Here is a 21,173-nt window from a genome sequence, read left to right as displayed (position 1 = left end):
CGACGTGAAGAGCAACGATCATATATTCAATCAGGAGACACGCAACCTATGAACTCATTCAAGCGCTCGCGTACACGCACATTCGTCTTCTCATGCCTGCCGCTTGCGGGCGCGGTGCTGTCAAGCGGCGCGTCGGCGCAAAGCAGCGTGACGCTGTACGGCGTCGTCGATAACGCCTTTGCCTATGCCAGCAACCAGAAGGGACACGCCAACTTCTACATGAGCCAGGGCAACCTGCAGGCGAGCAAGTTCGGGCTGCTCGGCGCGGAAGATATTGGCGGTGGCACAAAGGCGATCTTCCGGCTCGAAAGCGGTTTCAACTCGCTGACGGGCGCGCAAAGTAGCGCGGGCTTCATTTTCAATCGACAGGCGTATGTCGGACTGACCAATGACAAATACGGGACGGTGACACTCGGCCGCCAGTACACGCCCTACTTCCAGATGGTCGGCGCACTCGGGCCAACGGGCGTACTGACGGGCGCAACAGGCGCTCACCCTGGTGATCTCGACGCGCTCGACACCACGCTGCGCCTCAATAATTCGGTTACCTACTTATCGCCGAACCTCGCCGGTTTGCAATTCAGCGCGCAGTACGGCCTGGGCGGCGTGCCCGGAAGCGTGGCCAGCGGCAGCCAGTTCAGCGCGGCGGCTCGCTACAACTACCAGCCGTTCGCGGTCGCGGTGGGCTACGTGAAACTGAAAGACATCGCGACCAGCCAGGCGCTCGGCACCTACGCCGTCAACTCGCCGGTGAATAGCGGCTACGCGACGGCACGGAGCGCGCAATTGTTCGCAGCGGCAGCTCGCTACACCCACCAGGACCTGATGATCGGCGTGAACTATTCGAACGTGCAATATGCGCCGGGCTCCGGTTCGCTATTCACCGACGAAGGTGTGTTCAATACGTATGGCGTGATTTCCACGTACCGGATCACGCCGGCCGTGACCGTCGGCGCGGGTTACAGCTACACGCAGGCGAGCAAAGCGAATGGCATCAGCGATGCCGCGCGCTATCAGCAGATTTCGCTCGAGCAGACGTACAACCTCTCCGCCCGCACCACGTTGTACGCACTGGAGGCGTATCAGCATGCGCGGGGCAAGACACTGGTTGCGGCAGGCAGCACGGGGACAAGCATCACTGACGCCGTGGCCGTGGTCGGCGACTCGCAGAATACGACGCCCTCGTCAGGCCCGTCGCAATTCGTCGGCATGGTGGGGTTGCGGCACGCGTTCTGATGCCGATAACAGGGTGAGCATCCGCTCCGGAATGGCGGGAATTCCGGAGCGGAAAAACATTTCGCGAGCCTAAAAAACAAAACCCCGCAGAGCCTAAACTCTGCGGGGTTCTCTCTACCACTTCTGGCGGAGACGGAGGGATTCGAACCCTCGATCCAGGTTTTGGCCCAGATGCTCCCTTAGCAGGGGAGTGCCTTCGACCTCTCGGCCACGTCTCCCAAACTTTCGGTTGCGCAGGGAGTCAGCGCAACGAAGCCAAGATAATAGCGGGCCGAACCGCGAAGGTCAATGTCTAGCACACATTTTTTGTGCCAGTTTTGTCACCGACGACGCAATTTATTCACATTGGCGGGGCGTTCAGTCACGCATTCAGAGATGAGGCGCTCCTGTTCGCTCAACCGCGCGCCCCACCCTGTGCAACATTACGTTTGATCAAGTTCGAACGCCTTATGCAGCGCGCGCACGGCGAGTTCCATGTACTTCTCGTCGATCAGCACCGAAATCTTGATTTCCGAGGTGGAGATCATCTGGATATTGATGCCCTCTTCCGACAGCGTGCGGAACATCGTGCTGGCGATACCCACATGCGAACGCATACCGACGCCGACCACCGACACCTTCGACACCTTCGGATCGCCCAGCACCTGCTCAGCCTGCACGTGCCCCTTCACCTGGCCGGTGAGGATGTCCATGGCGCGCTGATAGTCGCCACGACCAACCGTGAACGTGAAGGCGGTTTTACCTTCGACGCTCTGGTTCTGGATGATCATGTCGACGTCGATATTCGCGTCCGCCACCGGGCCGAGAATCTGATACGCGATGCCCGGCTTGTCGGGCACGCCCATCACGGCGATACGAGCTTCGTCGCGCTGAAACGCGATGCCCGAGATGACTGCTTTTTCCATGGTCTCGTCTTCTTCAAAAGTAATCAGCGTGCCCGACTTCATTTCAGTGTCGAGCGGGATGAGCGGATCGGTCAGGCTCGACAGCACGCGCGTCTTCACCTGATATTTGCCGGCGAATTCCACCGAGCGGATCTGCAGCACCTTGGAACCCAGGCTCGCCATTTCCAGCATTTCTTCGAACGTCACGCGATCGAGGCGGCGCGCTTCTTCCACCACGCGCGGGTCGGTCGTGTAGACGCCGTCGACGTCCGTGTAAATCAGGCACTCGTCGGCTTTCAATGCGGCAGCGACTGCAACGGCGGACGTATCCGAACCGCCCCGGCCGAGCGTGGTGATGTGGCCGTCAGGATCGATGCCCTGGAAGCCCGTGATCACGACCACTTTGCCCGCGTCGAGATCGCGCAGCACGCGCTCGCCGTCGATTTCGCTGATGCGTGCTTTCGTGAACGAGCTATCGGTCCTGACCGGCACTTGCCAGCCGGCATAGCTGACCGCGTCGACGCCGGCTTCCTGCAGCGCGATGGCCAGCAGCCCCGAACTGACCTGCTCGCCGGTAGCGGCAATCATGTCGAGTTCGCGCGGGCTCGGCTGAGCCGTGATTTCTTTCGCGAGACCAAGCAAGCGGTTGGTTTCGCCGGACATCGCCGACGGCACGACGACCATCTTGTGGCCAGCCTTGTGCCATTTCGCGACGCGCTTGGCGACGTTCTTGATGCGCTCGACCGAGCCCATCGAGGTGCCGCCGTATTTATGTACGATGAGTGCCATTGTCGTTCTGAACTGGAGGATAAACCGCGCTGGCGCGCTGGAGACGACCGCACAAAAGCACAGGGGCGCAACGTCTTGTGAACGGCGGCAAAGTGTGTGGCGGCGTAGATGCAGCGCGCGTGCAGCACGCGCGGATTTGCCCGGGAATGATCGCTAGTGGCTTGCTTACCGGAAACGACGGATCACGCTCGGAAACCGGCAACATCGACGACAGCGATGGCGAAATCGGGTCGGGCAAACAAGCTAAATTACCCGATCGAGCGTAAAAAGACAAGCCGAAATGCCCGTCGAATGGTCCATATTAGGGGCTGAAAAGGCTTATCCGGTGCGGTTTTGCGCCCTTTTTTCGCCTTGGTTTTCCACCCTGATTCTGGAATTCACCGGATAGATAACCCGCCTGTCCGTGGGTCGGTCAGGCCATCAGCAGATCGTTGCGCCAGATGATCCGGACGCGTGGTTCGGCCGCATTGATCTGCTCGGGCAACGCTGCGCGGTTCAGGCCAAGCAAGGGCACGAACAGCAGATCGACGCCCACATAAAGTAGCGGCACGTCACGTTTCCACGCGGGAATGCCGCGCTCCTGGAACAGATTTTTCAGCGTGCGGCTCGGGCTGCCTGGCAGAGCGCTGGTGCGCATCCGTTCGCCGCCGCTGCGCGAGCGTGCGCTCAATAATGCGCGGCGTAAAACGCTGACGGGTAGCGTATCCGGGTCGTTCGGCGCTGCATCGGTATTGCCGAGGACATCGTCATCGGAATTCGCGCCGGCTTCGCCGCCCAGATTCGCCTCGACAGCCACAAACACAAAAGTGCCCCGCCATTGCGGCAAACGCCAGATCGCTTCACCCTGCCATGCGAGTTCGCTGAGTGTGCGCTCGGTGAATACGGTTTCGTCGGCGGGTTCGCTGCTATCGCCCGCCTCCCAGTAGACGAGCCCCCGGTAACTGCGCAGCGCCTGCCCCGCATGATCGATACGTAGGCTATGGCCCTCGCCGGTTTCCCCGACTTCGCGCAACTGGCGCAAAGCGTCGGTAAGACGCGCGGCCGATGCCGCAACCAGACCCCGAGTACGCATCCAGTAGCGCAGCAGGTTGAGCGCACGATCGTCGTCGAGGGCGAGCAGCGCGTCATGGGACAGCGCGCGGCCTTCATCGCGCCCGGCTGCGTCCAGATCGATTCGCGCGAGGGCGTCGAGCAGACGTTGCGCCGATGCCGCATGCGCGGCCGTGCGCGCAAGGGAGTCGCGAAAACCAGGGAAGTGCACGGCCAACGCTGGCGTCACCTCGCGACGCAATGCGTTGCGCGCGTAACGTGTATCCGCGTTCGATTCGTCGTCGATCCAGCGTAGATTGCGGGCGTTCGCATACTGCTCGAGTTGCGCACGCAGCAGATGCAGCAAAGGTCTCACGCGCACCGCGGAGGCGCCCGCCGGCAAGTACTCGGGCGCCATCGCGGCAAGACCCGCGAGGCCCGCGCCGCGCAGCAGTTGCAACAGCACCGTCTCCGCCTGGTCGTCAGCGTGTTGCGCGAGCCATAGCGTGTGAACGGCGCGTGTTGCGCACATTGCGTCGAGCGCGCGATAACGCGCATCGCGCGCCGCGGCTTCGACACTCACGCCCACTTCACGTGGCACCTCGACGCGCTCAGCCGCGAATTCGACACCCCGTTGCCGTGCAAACGCTTCGCAGTGCGCGAGCCACTCGTCGGCATGAGCGCTAAGGCCATGATGCACATGCAACGCGACGCAACGCGACGCACCCGCGACCCGCACCGCTGCATCGAGCAACACACTCGAATCAACACCGCCACTGAACGCCACCGCAATGCGCACGTTCGCAGGCAGCGCGGACAGCGCCACGCCGACCGACTCGATAACGAGGCGGTCGGCGGGCGAATCAGCTGTGGGAGTCATGTCGCTAGCGCGTGAAGCGCCGATGGACGAAAGAGAACGCGCGCGGGCTTAAGCACCCGGCGTCGTTTCCTTGAACTTGCCGTACGACATCAACCGTTCGAAACGGCGTTGACGCAGGTCGTTGATGCTCATGCCCTGGAACTGGCGCAGCGAATCGGCGAGCGCCCGGCGCAGCATGGCGGCCATGCCCTTCGGATCGCGATGCGCGCCGCCGAGCGGCTCGTTGACGATCTTGTCGATCAGACCGAGCGCTTTCAGACGATGCGCGGTCAGGCCGAGCGCTTCCGCGGCTTCCGGCGCTTTCGCGGCGCTCTTCCACAGGATCGACGCGCAACCTTCCGGCGAAATCACCGAATAGGTCGAGAATTGCAGCATCAGTACGCTGTCGCCGACAGCGATCGCCAATGCGCCGCCCGAGCCGCCTTCACCGATGATCGTGGCGATCAGCGGCGTCTTGAGTTCAGCCATCACATACAGATTGCGGCCGATCGCCTCCGACTGACCGCGCTCTTCCGCGCCGATACCCGGGTAGGCGCCCGGCGTATCGATAAACGTGAAGATCGGCAAGCCGAACTTCTCGGCGAGACGCATCAGGCGCTCGGCCTTGCGATAGCCTTCCGGGCGCGGCATGCCGAAGTTGCGCAGCGCGCGCTCCTTGGTGTCGCGGCCCTTCTGATGGCCGATCACCATGCAGGCCTGGCCGTTGAAACGCGCGAGGCCACCGACGATCGACAGGTCGTCCGCATAGTTGCGGTCGCCGTGCAGCTCGTGGAAATCGGTGAACAGCTCGTTCACGTAATCGAACGTGTACGGGCGTTGCGGATGACGGGCGATTTGCGAAACCTGCCACGGCGTGAGGTTCGCGTACAGATCTTTGGTGAGCTGTTGACTCTTCTTGGACAGCCGCTCGATCTCTTCCGAAATATCGACGGCCGAATCGTCCTGCACGAAGCGCAATTCTTCGATCTTCGCTTCGAGTTCAGCGATCGGCTGTTCGAAATCCAGAAAGGTGGTCTTCATTGGTTGTAATCCTTGGACTTACCGGCAGCGCGTATTCTAACCGCGCTCGCCGATGTCAAAACCACTTCTCAACTATCAATTTTTAACAATCGATAGTTTTTGAAACGGTATGGCTTCTTGTTGTTCAGTAGTCGACCGGCAACGGATCAAGACTACGCCACATATACCAGGTGGCGACGGTGCGCCACGGCTCCCAGTTCGCCGCGACCTCACGCGCTTCGCTGCGCGTAACCGGCTCGCCGCTAAAGTAATTGACGCTGATCGCGCGGATCAGACCGAGGTCGTCGAGTGGCAGCACGTCCGGGCGGGACAGATTGAAGATCAAAAACATTTCCGCGGTCCAGCGGCCGATGCCGCGGATCTGCGTGAGCTCGGCGATCACCGCTTCGTCGTCCATCGACGTCCACTTGCCGACGTGCAACGCGCCCGATACGAAGTGCTGCGCGAGATCGAGCACGTATTCGGCTTTGCGCTTCGAGAGTCCGCACGCGGTCAGCTTGTCCTGACCGAGCTTGATGAACTGCTGCGGCACGAGCTTCGGACAGGCCGCCTCGACTTTCGCCCAGACTGCTTGTGCTGACGCCACCGAAATCTGCTGCCCGACTACCGAACGCGCGAGCGTGACGAACGGATCGCCACGGCTCAGCAGATGCACCGGGCCGAACTTCGGAATCAGCTTCTTCAGAATACGGTCGCGCTTGACGAGGTCTGCACACGCCTTGTCCCAATACGCCGGACGGGTGACTTCAGGCGTGAGACCGCCGATCTGCACCGGCACCGCGAGTTCAGTAGCACCCGCGGCTTCGCCGCCCGCACTCGACGACGCGCGCGTCTTGCGCACGACTTCGCCTTCGTACGTATCGCGCGCGAGTTCCTGCACGTCGCTGGCGAGTTCGGCCGGCAACGCGCCATTGCTTTTTGCACGCGGCGCTTTGGTGCGCTTCGAAGCGGGCGCGGGCGCCGACACACCGTTCAGCGCGCGCCTGGCCGCAACTTTCTTTGCAGCACCCGCCGCTGCCGTGGTCGCCCCGCCCGCCGTAGCACGCGCGCCGGTCTTCACCGCCGCCCCGGCAGTTTTCGACGATGTTTTCTTCACCGCGCCGCTGTCTGCACGAGCCGACGTTCGTGCCGACTTTGCCGCCGCTGCCGCGTTTGTTTTAGACGTGGCTCGTTTAGCCGGCGTCTTCGTGGCCGTTGCCATCCTGCCTCCTGCCTGGCGAGTCGATCAAAGGGAAGTACGAGGTGCGCTCACACGCGCCGCCACTCAGTCAACCCGCCGGGTTTGTCTTCAAGTGCAACGCCGGCCTCGAGCAATTCGGCCCGGATCCGGTCTGCTGCCGCATAGTCTTTCGCCTGCTTGGCGGCCACGCGCGCGGCGATCTTCGCTTCGATCGCGGCGGCGTCGAGCGCGCCTTCCGCGGCGGCGCCCGCAGCCTGCTGCAGGTATGCACGCGGCTCCCGGCCGAGCAACCCGAGCACAGCGCCAAGCGAGCGCAATTGACGGGCCAGCGCGGGGTCGCGCGTGCGGTTCACTTCAGTTGCCAACTCGAACAACACCGACACTGCAACCGGTGTGTTGAAGTCGTCGTTCATTGCTGCCTGGAAACGCTGCGCATGCGCTTCGTTCCAGTCGAGCTCCGCGCCGTCCGGCGTGACGTCTTTCAGCGCGGTGTACAAACGTGCGAGCGCATTGCGGGCGTCGTCGATATGGACGTCGCTGTAATTCAACGGCGAACGGTAATGCGCGCGCGCGATAAAAAACCGCACGACCTCGGCATCGTACTGCGCCAAAACTTCGCGAATCGTAAAGAAATTGTTCAACGACTTCGACATCTTCTCATTGTCGATCTGTACGTAGCCGTTGTGCATCCAGTAATTGACGAAGGTTTCTCCGGTCGCGGCTTCGCTTTGCGCAATCTCGTTCTCGTGGTGCGGAAACTGCAGGTCCTGACCACCGCCATGAATGTCGAAATGTTCGCCGAGCAGCGTGCAGCCCATCGCGGAGCATTCGATATGCCAGCCCGGACGGCCGCGCCCGTATTTCGATTCCCAGCCGGTATCCGCCGGTTCGTCCGGTTTCGCCTGCTTCCACAACACGAAGTCGAGCGGGTCCTGCTTCGCGTCGTTCGCGGCAACGCGTTCGCCGGCGCGCAGATCTTCGAGCGACTTGCCCGACAGCTTGCCGTAGTCCGCGAACTTGCGCACCGCGTAATTCACGTCGCCATCGGCCGCCTGATATGCGTAGCCGTTCGCCTCGAGCTTCTCGATCATGCCGAGCATCTGTGGGATGAAATCGGTGGCACGCGGTTCAAGATCGGGCCGCTCGATGCCGAGCGCATCCGCATCTTCATGCAACGCCTTGATGAAGCGATCGGTCAGCGATTTGATCGTTTCGCCGTTCTCGACTGCGCGCCGGATGATCTTGTCGTCGATATCCGTGATATTGCGCACGTAGGTCACGTTGTAACCGAGCTTGCGCAACCACCGCTGCACGATGTCGAACACGACCATCACGCGTGCATGACCGACGTGACAATAGTCGTATACGGTCATCCCGCAGACGTACATCCGCACGACGCCATCTTGCCGCGGCACGAAAGTTTGCTTGTCACGCGCGAGCGTGTTGTAGATGCGCAGTGATTCCATAGAGAACGGTGCGTGGGCCGAAAGAAATCCGCAATGTGTTTCGTGCATGAGGCACCCCGCGAGAAGACGGCGGGGGTGTCCTGTACTGCCGCTCTGTACTGCAGCACGCACAGCAAAACCGGTGCACCTGGTGCGGCGGTCAGGCTGCGATCAAGGCGGAGACGACCACGAGTGGCGAAAAGACAGTTTGCGGTTCGACGGAACGCGCAGACCTTTTGTTAGAATGGGTCGGAGTATAACATCCAGACCTGAGCCTATGAAACCTTCCAGCGGCCGCGCGCGCAGCGCTGCGACCCTCGCCGCGACGGCATTCTGCGCCGTCGCCCTCACGGTCTTGCCGGGTGCTGGCGCGTACGCGCAGAAAGCCGCCACGATGCCGCAGGGCCCCGCCGTGCGTGACAACACGCCGGAGATCGACGCGTCGATCGCGCAGAAAAACTGGCAAGCCTCGCTCACCCAACTCGACGCGCGCATCGCCTCGAATCCGCACGACGCGCAAGCAAAGTTCAAGCGCGGCACGGTGCTGGCTCACCTGAATCGCGACGACGAAGCGATCACCGCGTTCACCGAACTCACGCAGATGTACCCTGAGCTGCCCGAGCCGTATAACAACCTCGCGGCGCTCTACGCGAAGCACGGCCGTTATGACGAAGCACGCGCCGCGCTCGAAACGGCGACCAAAGTGAACCCGTCTTACGGCCTCGCGTACGAGAATCTCGGCGATCTGTATCTGCGCATGGCCGATGCAGCCTATCGCCGCGCGCAGGGCCTCGGCAAGGCGAGCCCGACCACTACGCAGCGCCTCGTCGACATCCAGAAAATCGTCTCGCCGCCCAAGGGCTCCGTGCCGGCGAAAAAAGTCGCCGCGCCTGTCGAGGCCAGCGCCCCGCGCGCTACCTCGGATATGACGCAGACACCGAGCTTCCAGTTCGGCGGCGCGAATGGCTCGCTCGCCATGCCACCCTATATGGCGCCGTCGCGATAAGGCCGTCACACTTTTCGCCAATACGTTTTTTCCAACCCTGAGGATCTTCATGAAATGGTTGATGTTGGCGCTCGGCAGCGCCGCCCTGATCGCAAACGCCCCCGCTTTTGCCCAGTCCGGTTCGCAGGCCGCGCATCCGTCCGTCCTCTTCAAGACCACGGAAGGCGACATCCGCGTCGAGCTGTATCCTGAGAAGGCGCCGAAAACCGTCGCCAACTTCCTCGACTACGTGAAGTCCGGCCAGTACAGCGGCACGATTTTCCATCGCGTGATTCGCGGCTTCATGATCCAGGGCGGCGGTTATACGCAGAGCTTCGCCGAGAAGCCCACGCGCGCGCCGATTCCGCTCGAAAGCCGTAACGGTCTGAAGAACACTGCGGGCACGCTCGCCATGGCGCGCACCAGCGATCCGAATTCGGCCACCGCGCAGTTCTTCATCAACACGGTGGACAACGGCGGCCTCGACTATCCGAATCCGGACGGCAACGGCTACGCGGTGTTCGGCAAGGTCACGAGCGGCATGGATGTCGTGAAGAAGATCGAAGGCACGCCCACCACCACGCGCGGCCCGATGAGCGACGTGCCGCAGAAGGCGGTCGTGATCGAATCGGCCACGGTTGTCGGCAAGTAGGAACAGAACAAAGCAGAACAAGAAAGCAGCACCCGGCACGCTGCACAAGAAGTCAACATTAACTCTATGCCCCCGGCGTGGCCCGCCGTCATCGCAACTCGCATGACGGGCGGCCACGCCTTTTACCCACCCCGTTCATCAAAGGATTCCATCATGGTTGAACTGCACACGAACCACGGCGTCATCAAACTCGAACTGGACGCTGAGAAAGCGCCGAAGTCGGTTGAGAACTTCCTCAACTACGTGAAGGCCGGTCACTACGACAACACCGTATTCCACCGCGTGATCGACGGCTTCATGATCCAGGGCGGCGGTTTCGAACCCGGCATGAAGCAGAAGCCGACGGCCGAGCCGATCACCAACGAAGCGAACAACGGCCTGAAGAACGTCAACGGCTCGATCGCAATGGCGCGTACGAACGACCCGCATTCGGCAACCGCGCAGTTCTTCATCAACGTGAACGACAACGACTTCCTGAACCACTCGTCGCCGACGCCGCAGGGCTGGGGCTACGCCGTGTTCGGCAAGGTCGTCGACGGCATGGACATCGTCGAGAAGATCAAGAAGGTCAAGACGGGTTCGAAGGGCTTCCATCAGGACGTGCCGGCTGACGACGTCGTGATCGAAAAAGCGGTAATCGTCGACTAAACGTCCGATAAGGGCCAACCCGTTCGAACTGACATCAGGCACCTTCAATGCTGCAAGAAACGCCGCTGCGAAGCGTCGCCGCGGGCGTGCCTGGCGAGGGCAAACGCCCGCACGCCGCACGCCCGTTTTTTTTCCTCTCCGATATTCATCTGAGCGAGGCGAGTCCGCACACGGTCGCCGCGTTCGAGCACTTCATTCGCGTCACGGCCGAGCAGGCGGATTCGGTTTTCATTCTCGGCGATCTGTTCGAGTATTGGGTCGGCGACGACATGCTCGTCGAGCCGTTCGCCACGCGAATGGCGGCGTTGTTGCATACGCTGTCGGAGCGCGGCATCGCGCTCTACATCATGCACGGCAATCGCGATTTTCTGCTCGGCAAGCGCTTCATGAAAGCGGCCGGCGCGATCTGGCTGCCCGATCCGTTCGTGATCACCGCATTCGGCACGCGTATGACCCTCGCGCATGGTGACGGTCTCTGCACTGCGGATCGCGGCTATCAATTTTTCCGGTCCTTTGCGCGCAACCGTCTGGCACAGATGCTGTTTCTCGCGTGGCCGTTTCGTTGGCGTCAGGCGCTTGCGGAGAATATGCGTTCGAAAAGTGAGCGAGGCCGCTCACGCCCGGTTTCGCCGAAGTATGACGTGACGAAGAAGTCCGTCGCTGCTTTATTCAAGTCGTCGAAAACGGCCACGATCATTCACGGGCACACGCACCGCCCGGCGCGGCACCACGAGCCGGACGGCATGCGCTGGGTGTTGCCGGATTGGGATCTCGACCACGGCGAGCGCCGCGGCGGTTATCTGCGGATCGACGCGGAAGGGATTCGGGCACTGCCGCTGGATTGATCGGCGCGGGCGAGGTGCCGGTGACTGGCGGTGTGCATCGGCCACGCCAGGTGACGGCGAATGGCTGTTTGCTCTGCCGGCACGCGCACGCGAATGGACATGATGCGCCGGCGTCGCGCGCGGGATGTTCCCGCGCACCCAATGGAGGACTAGCGCTCCGCCCCCACGCCTTCCACCTTTCCTGCAATCGCGGCCGACAGGCGCCGCAAGTCGAGCAACGCCGCATCGGCGCCTTGCAGCCCTTCGAGACTTGTTCCCAGCCGCTCCAGCGCGTCGACGATTTCGTCGATACGCTTCGATTGCGTGGCGGCGTGATCGATCAGGCCGTGAATTGCCAGCGACACCGGATCGTCCGCATTCGGTGTGATGCCGTATGCGCAGAATGCGCTGCGCTCGGACGTGCGTTTGGCGTCGCGCGCGGCGCCTGACTGTGCATTGGACGCAGCGGCTGACACGACAGAAGCCGCCGCCGGAACGATGATCCGGGCCGGATTGCCCACCGCCGTGCCGCCTGCCGGCACCGGTTTCGTGACCACGGCATTCGAGCCAATCTTCGCGTCCGCGCCAATCGTAAAGCCGCCAAGCACCTTCGCGCCCGCTCCGACGATCACGCCGCGCTCGAGCGTCGGATGGCGCTTCTCACCCCGCGTGAGCGACGTGCCGCCGAGCGTCACGCCCTGGTAGATCGTGCAGTCGTCGCCGATTTGCGCCGTCTCGCCAATCACGACGCCCATGCCGTGATCGATGAACACCCGGCGCCCCAGCGTCGCGCCTGGATGAATTTCGATGCCGGTCATAAAACGCGCCATCTGCGAGACGAAACGCGCGAGCCAGCGGCGCCTGGCCTGCCAGCACGCGTGGGCGAGCCGGTGTAGCACGAGCGCGTGCAGACCCGGGTAACACGTGAGGACTTCCCAGGCGCTGCGGGCGGCGGGATCGCGCTCGCGGATCGTGGCAATGTCTTCGCGAAGTCTCATGAACATGGCAGGGACTGTGTCGTGAGGGAAAAGACCGCCTGCGCGAAACACCACGCGTGGCGGATGCTTGCCGCATAGCAGACCGGCAGCTTTGCTTAGAACGTTTCGAGCGATTGTAGGGCGATTGCGCAAAACCTGCCGGAAGCCCACGCTGCTGGAAAGGTCGTCGATTACGGGAGCAATCGGGGTGAAAGAGGAAATAAAGCTGCGGCGGCAATACCTCGCAGCCCGACCGTGGCTCGGCTCTGCCCGATCGCTATGCCGTCGAATCGCCGGGTAACTGGGCCGCCGCCAAGGCCCGTGGCTCTTAAGAACCGTCTCCACCCGGCGGCTTGGTCTTCAGCAGAATATGCTTGGCGATGCCGCGCACGATATTCACTTCCTCCCGCTCCAGACCGGAACGCGCGAACAGGCGCCGCAAACGCGACATCAGCTTTTTCGGATTGGCCGGATCGAGAAACTCGAGCGCAACCAGCGCGCTTTGCAGATGCGCGTACATGCTTTCGATTTCGTCGCTCGCCGCCCGTGCATCGACCGGCTCGCCCTGCCCTACGGACGCTTGAGCCGCAACTGGAGCCGCGGGCGCTGCCTCGCCATCCGACAAATACGCCGTGCGCAATTCATATGCCAACACCTGCACCGCTTGCGCAAGATTGAGCGAACTGTAGGCCGGATTGGCCGGAATATGCGCGAGCGCGCTACAACGCTCGACATCCTCATTCGACAGACCCGTACGCTCGTTGCCGAACACCAGCGCAATCTCGCCATGTATCGCCTGCTCACGCGCGGCACCAGCCGCGGCACGCGGCGTCCATTGCGGCGGCCCGTATTCGCGCAGCCGCGCGGTCAGCGCGATCGACCAGTGCACGCCGCTCAACGCATCGGCAAGCGTCGGCACGACGTGTGCGGACGCCAGCACGTCGTCGGCGCCGCTCGCCATGGCGATGGCTTCCGGATCGCTTTGCACGTGCGGCACGCGCGGCGAAACCAGCACGAGGCGCGAAAAACCCATGGTTTTCAGCGCGCGCGCCGCGGCGCCCACGTTGCCGGGATGGCTGGGCTCGACGAGCACGAAGCGCGTCGACGTAAAACCGCCGCGCAGGTCCGCCACGGCGGGATCGGAAGAATGGTGGGTGTGGTCCACGATGAAACTCGGCAAGCTAAAGAACGCGTATGGTAGCGCCAACCCCGCATCGGCTCCGAATTGCGCGTGAATTCCGTATGACGACCGCACAAAACGCGCCAATCGGCGTCAAGCCGCTCGCGAGGCAGCAACCGCTGCCGCAGCGCCCGGACTCAGGTAAAATAGCGAGATTCGCGCCCGGCTTTCGCCTATGAACAGACCGGCGCCTCGTTCTTATTCAATTCGTCTCCGTTGGCGGAATACACACCAGTCCTTTGCCGGACGTGCGTTCCGTGCTGTTTCCGCGCCCCTTGATGGCGCTCAATTAGCGCTCATCCCGCGCTCATTTACCGGCAAGCAGCCGTGCTGCCCCGGCACAAGGATCCAGTCTCATGCATCCCATGCTCAATATCGCTGTGAAGGCCGCGCGCCGCGCAGCACAGATCATCAACCGCGCGTCGCTCGACCTCGATCTCATCCAGGTCAGCAAGAAACAGCACAACGATTTCGTCACGGAAGTCGACAAAGCGTCTGAAGCGGCGATCATCGATACGCTCAAGACAGCCTATCCCGATCACGCGATCCTCGCTGAAGAATCCGGCAAGTCGGACAACGAGTCCGAATATCAATGGATCATCGATCCGCTCGACGGCACCACCAATTTCATCCACGGTTTCCCGTATTACTGCGTGTCGATCGCGCTCGCCCACAAGGGCATCGTGACGCAGTCCGTGGTCTACGATCCGACCCGCAATGACCTGTTCACCGCTTCGCGCGGCCGCGGCGCGTTCCTGAACGACCGCCGCATCCGCGTCGCCAAGCGCGACCGCCTCGCCGACGGCCTGATCGGTACCGGCTTCCCGTTCCGCGAAACGGACGGCCTCGAAGCGTACGGCCGCCAGTTCGCTGAAATGACCGAAGCCTGCGCCGGCTTGCGTCGCCCGGGCGCCGCCGCGCTCGATCTGGCCAACGTCGCCGCGGGCCGTATGGACGGCTTCTTCGAGCAAGGCCTGAATCCATGGGACGTCGCAGCGGGCAGCCTGCTGATCACGGAAGCCGGCGGTCTGGTCGGCAATTACACGGGCGACTCGGATTTCCTGCACGTCGGCGAAATCGTCGCGGGCAATCCGAAGGTCTACGCGCAGATGATCCCGATCCTGTCGCGCTTCAGCCGCACGCGCCAGCAATCGGCTTAAGGGTTCGGGTTTTCGGGCTTCAGGCCTCCGGGCTGGGGCCCGTTTTCCAGCCGGCTCTGCGCCTGCAGCGGTATCGGCATCAGCATCAGCATCGGCAACACGAAAAGCGGCTTCGGCCGCTTTTTTGTTGGCACGCCTGCATCCGCCAGGCGTTCGTGCTACAAAGCGAAAGGCCGCACCGGCACGCTTGATCGCCGGCTGCGTTTCGCGCGTTTTTTTTGCAGCGCCCAGCTTCGCGCCAGATTTCCGCGCAGCGTCCTCTCCGCTTCATGAAAAAAGGCTTCTACACAATCATCGCGGCGCAGTTCGTTTCGTCGCTCGCGGACAATGCCCTGCTAATCGCCGCCATCGCGTTGCTGTCGGTGATCCGTTCGGCCGCCTGGGTCACGCCGCTGCTGCAGATGTTCTTCACCATCTCCTACGTGTTGCTCGCCCCGTTCGTCGGCGCTTTCGCCGACGCGATGCAAAAGCGGCACGTCATGTTCGTCTCCAACGCGCTCAAGGCGAGCGGCTGCCTGATGATGATTGCCGGCGTTCATCCGATGATCGCGTACGGCGTGGTCGGCTTTGGCGCAGCGGCATATTCACCGGCCAAATACGGCATCCTCACCGAGCTGCTGCCCGCGGACAAACTCGTCAAGGCGAACGCATGGCTCGAATCGGCCACGGTCCTCTCGACCATTGTCGGCACGATGGTCGGCGGCGCGCTGATCAGCACCCTCGCCGATAAATTCGTCGCGCACGCGCATCTGCCACTGATCCGCTCCTCCGCCGATCTGGCCATGTTTGCAGTCATGCTTACGTACGCCATCGCGGCGGGGATCAACATTTTCATTCCCGACACCGGCGCGCGCTATCCGAATCGTTTGACCGAACCAAAGAAACTGGTCGGTGACTTCTATCATTGCTTCAACGTGCTGTGGGCCGACAAGCTCGCGCAGATCGCGCTGTGGGTCACGACGCTGATGTGGGGCGGCGCGGTCACGCTGCAATTGCTGGTGCTCAAATGGGCGAACGTGAACCTCGGCTTGTCGCTGTCGAAGGCGGCGGTAATGCAAGGCGTCACGGGTCTCGGCATTGCCGTCGGCGCGGCTGCCGCTGCCGCGCTGATTCCGTTGCGCAATTCGCTGCGCGTGCTGCCGATCGGCATCCTTACCGGCGCGGTAGCAATCGCCGTGGCGTTCTACAACAAGGACCTGTTTCCGGCGGGCGCCGGACTTCGTATCGGCTCGTATGTCCTGCCGATCTATATCCTGCTCGCCTATCCGTTGATGATTCTGCTCGGCGCGCTGTCCGGCTTCTTTATCGTGCCGATGAACGCGATCCTCCAGCATCGCGGCGCGACACTACTCTCCGCGGGCCATTCAATCGCGGTGCAAAATTTCAACCAGAATCTGGCCGTGCTGCTAATGCTCGGCGCCTACGCGGTGCTGCTCACCGCGAAGGCGCCGGCGCAATGGATCATCGTCGTATTCGGCAGCTTCGTCACGTTCATGATGTGGCTCGCAAAACGGCGCAGTGACGTGAATGAGCGCACGGTGGATATGCGGGCGCTGGTGGAAGAGTGAGGGCACGGTGCGTGAATTTACATTGGGGCATTTGCGGCATGTGAATTGCGCGGCGGATTGGCCGTTCGGCCAGGGTCCGCTCGCCGCGCCGGCAGGTTAAACTCACGCCCTGAACAGCTAACGCAAGAAGACACCGAGGATGGGCATTCAAACCGCAGCGGCCAATGACGTCGCACAACACACGCCGATGATGCAGCAGTACCTGCGCATCAAGGCGGATCATCCGGGCACGCTGGTGTTCTACCGGATGGGCGACTTCTACGAACTCTTTTTCGACGACGCCGAAAAGGCCTCGCGTCTGCTCGATTTAACATTGACGCAGCGCGGCGCGTCGGCGGGCAATCCGATCAAGATGGCGGGCGTGCCGCATCACGCGGTCGAACAGTATCTGGCCAAGCTGGTGAAACTCGGCGAATCCGTCGCGATTTGTGAACAGATCGGCGATCCGGCTACATCGAAGGGGCCCGTCGAACGCAAAGTAGTACGCGTGGTCACGCCGGGCACGCTGACAGACGCAGCACTGCTGTCCGACAAGAGCGACGTCTACCTGATGGCGCTGTGCGTTGCGCATAACCGCCGCGGCGTCGCAACGAGCGTCGGGCTCGCATGGCTGAATCTGGCGAGCGGCGCATTGCGCCTCGCCGAAGTTGCGCCTGACCAGGTGGCCGCCGCGCTAGAGCGGATTCGTCCCGCGGAAATTCTGGTGGCCGATACGTCCGCCGACTCCGCGAGCTGGACGCCGCCCGTCAACGCCGGCGCCCTCACCCGCGTGCCGGTCTGGCATTTCGATATCGCCTCGGGCACGCAGCGTCTGTGCGACCAACTGGAAGTGGCCGGCCTCGACGGTTTCGGCGCGCATTCGCTAACCGCGGCCTGCGGCGCGGCGGGTGCGCTGCTGCTGTACGCGGCGGCCACGCAAGGTCAGCAATTGCGTCACGTGCGCAGCCTGAAGGTCGAATACGAGTCCGAATATATCGGGCTCGACCCCGCCACGCGCCGCAATCTTGAACTCACGGAAACGCTGCGCGGTACGGAATCGCCCACCCTCTGTTCGCTGCTCGACACCTGCTGCACAACAATGGGCAGCCGTCTGCTGCGTCACTGGCTGCATCATCCGCCGCGCGAAGCCGCCGTGGCGCAAGCACGTCAGCAGGCCATAGGCGCATTGCTCGATGCACCGCTGGGCGCAGGCGTCGACTCTCTGCGAGGCGCGTTGCGGCAGATCTCCGACATCGAGCGGATTACCGGACGTCTGGCGCTGCTGTCGGCGCGGCCTCGCGATCTGTCGAGTCTGCGCGATACGTTCATCGCCTTGCCCGAACTGCGCGCGCAACTCGCGGCCGTTTCGTCCAATGCGGATTCGCTCGCGCGTATCGATGCGTCGCTGGAACCCCCGCAAGCGTGCGTCGAACTGCTCAAGCACGCGGTCGCGCAAGAGCCATCCGCGATGGTGCGCGACGGCGGCGTAATCGCTCGCGGTTACGATGCGGAACTCGATGAGTTGCGAGATATTTCGGAGAACTGCGGGCAGTTCCTGATTGACCTCGAAACGCGCGAACGGGCACGCACCGGCATCAGTAATCTGCGGGTCGAGTACAACAAGGTGCACGGCTTCTATATCGAAGTCACGCGCGGTCAGACCGACAAGGTGCCGGACGACTACCGCCGTCGCCAGACGCTGAAAAACGCCGAGCGTTACATCACGCCGGAACTGAAAACGTTCGAAGACAAGGCGCTGTCGGCGCAGGAACGCGCATTGGCCCGCGAACGCTCACTCTACGACGCGTTGCTGCAAGCACTGCTGCCTTTTATCCCGGACTGCCAGCGGGTCGCCGCTGCACTCGCCGAACTCGATCTGCTGGCTGCTTTCGCCGAACGCGCCCGTGCACTCGATTGGGTCGCGCCGATGTTTTCGCCGGATACGGGCATCGAAATCGAACAAGGGCGGCACCCGGTTGTCGAGGCGCAGGTCGAGCAGTTCATCGCTAACGACTGCACGCTCACGCCTGAGCGCAAACTGCTGCTGATCACCGGCCCGAACATGGGTGGTAAGTCGACCTTCATGCGGCAGACCGCGCTGATCGCGCTGCTGGCGTACGTCGGCAGCTACGTGCCGGCACGACGCGCGGCCTTCGGTCCGATCGATCGCATCTTCACGCGAATCGGCGCCGCGGACGATCTGGCCGGCGGCCGTTCGACCTTCATGGTGGAAATGACGGAAGCGGCAGCGATCCTGAACGACGCGACACCGCAAAGCCTCGTGCTGATGGACGAGATCGGGCGCGGTACGTCGACGTTCGACGGGTTGGCGCTGGCCTGGGCCATTGCGCGGCACCTTCTCTCGCACAACGGCTGTCATACGCTGTTCGCCACGCACTACTTCGAACTGACGCAGTTGCCCGCCGAGTTTCCACACGCAGCCAATGTGCATCTGTCGGCAGTCGAGCATGGGCACGGCATCGTGTTCCTGCATGCGGTCAACGAGGGTCCGGCGAATCAGAGCTACGGCTTGCAGGTCGCGCAACTGGCGGGCGTGCCGAACGCGGTAATCCGCGCGGCCCGCAAACATCTCGCACATCTCGAACAGCAATCGGCGGCGCAACCCGCACCGCAACTCGATCTGTTCGCGGCCCCTATGCCCATGCTGCTCGAAGACGCCGACGACAAACGCAACGCTGCGCCGGAATCCGCGGTGGCATCGCCGGCCATGCGGGCTCTGGTCGAGCGTCTGCGCGCAATCGATCCGAACGATCTACGGCCACGCGAAGCGCTCGATCTGCTGTACGAACTGCACGAACTGGCCGCCGCGCCGGATGCCGATCATTGACGCACACAGACCCCGGCAGCGCCCGCGCAAACTTTGCACGGCGCTGACCGTCGCCCTGACGCTCTCGGGTGGCCTCGTGTCGCTTGTTGCATGTGTTCCGCTCGCGCACGCCGAAACACCGCGCTATGCCTTCGCGGTCATCGCCAACACGATGCAAAGCCCCGCCGACGAAGCACCCACGCAACGCCTGATCGAGGCAATCAGCCGCGACCGCGAAGTATCGTTCATCGTCTACGACGGCAATCTGAAGGGCGCGAAAGAAGCCTGCCGCGATGCGCTATACGAACGGCGCCACGCGCTGCTCGAAACGTCGCGGCCCGCCCTCTTCTTCATTCCGGGGCAGCACGACTGGGCCGACTGCGGCACGGCTGAGGCTGGCGGCTTTGACCCGGTCGAGCGGCTCGATCAATTGCGCCAGACCCTGTTCACCGATTCCACGTCGATGGGTCAGAATCCGATCGCATTGACGCGAGAGAGTGAAGTGTCGCGCTTTCGTCCGTTCCGGGAGAACGTGCGCTGGCAAGTCGGCGATACCGTGTTTGTCGGTCTGAACGCACCGAGTCCGAACAATCACTACCTGACCGCGGGCGGGCGCAACGGCGAGTTCGAAGATCGCGTGATCGCCAACGCATTCTGGCTCGAACATGCCGCCGAATACGCCAAACGCCGCGACGCGCGCGCGATTGTCGTGTTCATTCAGGGCGACCCCGATCCGGAGCGCTACGAACGGCCCGACCGTTTTGCGTGGCTGCGCTTTGCTCGCAATCCGCGCCGCGACGGTTTTCTGGAATTCAAACGCAGCCTCGTCAAACTCGCGCAGATTTTCCGCGGACCCGTGCTGGTGATTCATTGCGACGACGAACGCGCGAGCGCCGGCTTCGTGATCGATCAGCCATTACGTAATGACAAAGGGGTGCTGGTGACGAATCTCACACGCGTCGCGCTTGCGCCGCATGATCGTCTTAACCAGTGGATTCAGATTGAAGCGGATCTCGGCAGAAAACCGCCGTTCCGCGTGAGTGTGCGCGACGTGCCGAAGCAAATGCCGATGCCCACGGCACCGCCCATGCCGCCGCGCGAAGAGCCGCCAGCGTCGATGCCGGCCGTGCCTGCGTTAAGTCCCGCTTCCGAGTTGCCGCCGTTGTTGCAAACGCCTGGGCAGCCGCAACCGGTCCAGCAGCAACCCGACCCGCCACAACATAGACCGGCGGACGACGGCAGCGGCGAGTATGGGCCCGCCATGTCTGCCCCACCCGCCTCGGCCGTTCAGCCGCGCGCACCGGGTGCGTCTTCAAACGTTCCCGGCGCGCCCGCAAGCTCAGTGCAGCGTGGGCCCTGACTTGTCGCCCTCTTCTTCGTCGTCGTCTTCATCGAGGACTTCGAGGCCGTCGGCGCCATGTGCGTGTTCGTGCTGGATTTCGTCTTCGGTAGCCGGACGCACGTCCTTGACGGTCAACGCGAAACGCAGCGCCATACCGGCGAGCGGATGGTTGCCGTCGAGTACGACTTTGTCTTCCGCCACGTCGGTCACCACATAGACGAGCGAATCGAGATCCTCATCGCCTTCTTCCGGCGTGCCTTCGAATTGCATGCCGACTTCGAGCGGTTCCGGGAAGCGATCGCGCGGCTCGATCTTCACCAGATCGGGGTCGTACTCGCCGAATGCGTCTTGCGGCTCGAGCTGGATCTGGGTCTCGAAACCGGCCTCGTGGCCGTCGAGCTCTTCCTCGATCTTGGGGAACGTGCCATCATAGCCGCCGTGCAGATAGACCATCGGCTCGTCGCTTTCTTCAATCAGATTGCCCTGCGCATCCGACAGCTTGTAGGCGACCGACACGACGGTGTTCTTTGCGATTTTCATTCGATTCTCCAGAATACAACTCACATTA

At 62.6% G+C, this 21,173-nt stretch carries 17 protein-coding genes and 1 tRNA gene; 9 read left to right on the top strand and 9 right to left on the bottom strand.

Features of this window, described 5'->3' with window-relative positions:
- Positions 1–48: 48 nt before the first annotated feature.
- Entirely contained in the window at positions 49–1,236 is a 1,188-nt protein-coding gene (locus tag B0G76_RS07070) for a porin (RefSeq protein WP_120291221.1), read from the top strand.
- 124 nt (positions 1,237–1,360) lie between these two features.
- On the opposite strand, the gene B0G76_RS07065 is transcribed toward B0G76_RS07070, so the two are convergent.
- The 6 genes from B0G76_RS07065 to cysS all read right to left on the bottom strand — a co-directional run bounded on the left by B0G76_RS07065 (position 1,361) and on the right by cysS (position 8,484).
- A tRNA-Ser gene (locus B0G76_RS07065) sits at positions 1,361–1,454 on the bottom strand.
- Positions 1,455–1,658: 204 nt separating this feature from the next.
- Positions 1,659–2,909, bottom strand: coding sequence for an aspartate kinase (locus tag B0G76_RS07060; RefSeq protein ID WP_120291219.1), 1,251 nt, complete (start codon positions 2,907–2,909; stop codon positions 1,659–1,661).
- A gap of 412 nt (positions 2,910–3,321) precedes the next feature.
- Positions 3,322–4,818 (bottom strand): tRNA lysidine(34) synthetase TilS, encoded by a 1,497-nt coding sequence (tilS, locus tag B0G76_RS07055; protein WP_120291218.1) that lies wholly within the window; start codon positions 4,816–4,818, stop codon positions 3,322–3,324.
- A gap of 48 nt (positions 4,819–4,866) precedes the next feature.
- The gene (locus B0G76_RS07050) at positions 4,867–5,838 is read right to left on the bottom strand and encodes an acetyl-CoA carboxylase carboxyltransferase subunit alpha (protein ID WP_007181378.1); all 972 of its coding nucleotides are present in this window, start codon (positions 5,836–5,838) and stop codon (positions 4,867–4,869) included.
- A gap of 124 nt (positions 5,839–5,962) precedes the next feature.
- On the bottom strand, positions 5,963–7,039 hold the full coding sequence (locus B0G76_RS07045; protein WP_120291217.1) for a DNA-3-methyladenine glycosylase: 1,077 nt from the start codon (positions 7,037–7,039) through the stop codon (positions 5,963–5,965).
- A gap of 47 nt (positions 7,040–7,086) precedes the next feature.
- Positions 7,087–8,484 carry a cysteine--tRNA ligase gene (gene cysS, locus B0G76_RS07040; protein WP_120291215.1) on the bottom strand — a complete coding sequence of 466 codons (1,398 nt, stop codon included), beginning with the start codon at positions 8,482–8,484 and terminating at the stop codon, positions 7,087–7,089.
- A 256-nt stretch (positions 8,485–8,740) separates the two neighbouring features.
- On the opposite strand from cysS, the gene B0G76_RS07035 reads away from it, so the two are divergent.
- The 4 genes from B0G76_RS07035 (at position 8,741) to B0G76_RS07020 (ending at position 11,593) form a co-directional block, all read left to right on the top strand.
- Positions 8,741–9,469: a tetratricopeptide repeat protein gene (locus B0G76_RS07035; protein ID WP_120291214.1), complete on the top strand. Its 729-nt coding sequence runs from the start codon at positions 8,741–8,743 to the stop codon at positions 9,467–9,469.
- 49 nt (positions 9,470–9,518) lie between these two features.
- Positions 9,519–10,100: a peptidylprolyl isomerase gene (locus tag B0G76_RS07030; RefSeq protein ID WP_120291212.1), complete on the top strand. Its 582-nt coding sequence runs from the start codon at positions 9,519–9,521 to the stop codon at positions 10,098–10,100.
- Between the two features lie 153 nt (positions 10,101–10,253).
- Positions 10,254–10,748, top strand: a complete 495-nt coding sequence (locus tag B0G76_RS07025) for a peptidylprolyl isomerase (RefSeq protein ID WP_054041841.1) — start codon at positions 10,254–10,256, stop codon at positions 10,746–10,748.
- Positions 10,749–10,795: 47 nt separating this feature from the next.
- Positions 10,796–11,593, top strand: coding sequence for a UDP-2,3-diacylglucosamine diphosphatase (locus tag B0G76_RS07020; RefSeq protein ID WP_120291210.1), 798 nt, complete (start codon positions 10,796–10,798; stop codon positions 11,591–11,593).
- 149 nt (positions 11,594–11,742) lie between these two features.
- Here the strand turns inward: B0G76_RS07020 and cysE are convergent, their stop codons facing one another.
- On the bottom strand, positions 11,743–12,576 hold the full coding sequence (gene cysE, locus B0G76_RS07015) for a serine O-acetyltransferase (protein ID WP_120291208.1): 834 nt from the start codon (positions 12,574–12,576) through the stop codon (positions 11,743–11,745).
- A 301-nt stretch (positions 12,577–12,877) separates the two neighbouring features.
- On the bottom strand, positions 12,878–13,714 hold the full coding sequence (locus B0G76_RS07010) for an RNA methyltransferase (RefSeq protein ID WP_120296244.1): 837 nt from the start codon (positions 13,712–13,714) through the stop codon (positions 12,878–12,880).
- A 371-nt stretch (positions 13,715–14,085) separates the two neighbouring features.
- On the opposite strand from B0G76_RS07010, the gene B0G76_RS07005 reads away from it, so the two are divergent.
- The 4 genes from B0G76_RS07005 to B0G76_RS06990 all read left to right on the top strand — a co-directional run bounded on the left by B0G76_RS07005 (position 14,086) and on the right by B0G76_RS06990 (position 20,623).
- On the top strand, positions 14,086–14,889 hold the full coding sequence (locus B0G76_RS07005) for an inositol monophosphatase family protein (RefSeq protein WP_120291206.1): 804 nt from the start codon (positions 14,086–14,088) through the stop codon (positions 14,887–14,889).
- A 269-nt stretch (positions 14,890–15,158) separates the two neighbouring features.
- The gene (gene lplT, locus B0G76_RS07000; RefSeq protein WP_120291204.1) at positions 15,159–16,457 is read left to right on the top strand and encodes a lysophospholipid transporter LplT; all 1,299 of its coding nucleotides are present in this window, start codon (positions 15,159–15,161) and stop codon (positions 16,455–16,457) included.
- Between the two features lie 139 nt (positions 16,458–16,596).
- Entirely contained in the window at positions 16,597–19,284 is a 2,688-nt protein-coding gene (gene mutS, locus B0G76_RS06995; protein WP_120291202.1) for a DNA mismatch repair protein MutS, read from the top strand.
- On the top strand, positions 19,271–20,623 hold the full coding sequence (locus B0G76_RS06990) for a hypothetical protein (RefSeq protein WP_120291200.1): 1,353 nt from the start codon (positions 19,271–19,273) through the stop codon (positions 20,621–20,623). The genes mutS and B0G76_RS06990 overlap by 14 nt, the downstream gene beginning before the upstream one ends.
- On the opposite strand, the gene B0G76_RS06985 is transcribed toward B0G76_RS06990, so the two are convergent.
- Positions 20,603–21,145: a peptidylprolyl isomerase gene (locus B0G76_RS06985; RefSeq protein WP_120291199.1), complete on the bottom strand. Its 543-nt coding sequence runs from the start codon at positions 21,143–21,145 to the stop codon at positions 20,603–20,605. The two genes, B0G76_RS06990 and B0G76_RS06985, sit on opposite strands and share 21 nt — an antisense overlap.
- Positions 21,146–21,173 lie beyond the last annotated feature (28 nt).

The sequence above is a fragment of the Paraburkholderia sp. BL23I1N1 genome, assembly GCF_003610295.1.
Taxonomy (GTDB): domain Bacteria; phylum Pseudomonadota; class Gammaproteobacteria; order Burkholderiales; family Burkholderiaceae; genus Paraburkholderia.
The sequence above is the reverse complement of the archived record's forward strand: the minus strand, read 5'-3'. Positions and strand labels throughout refer to the sequence as shown.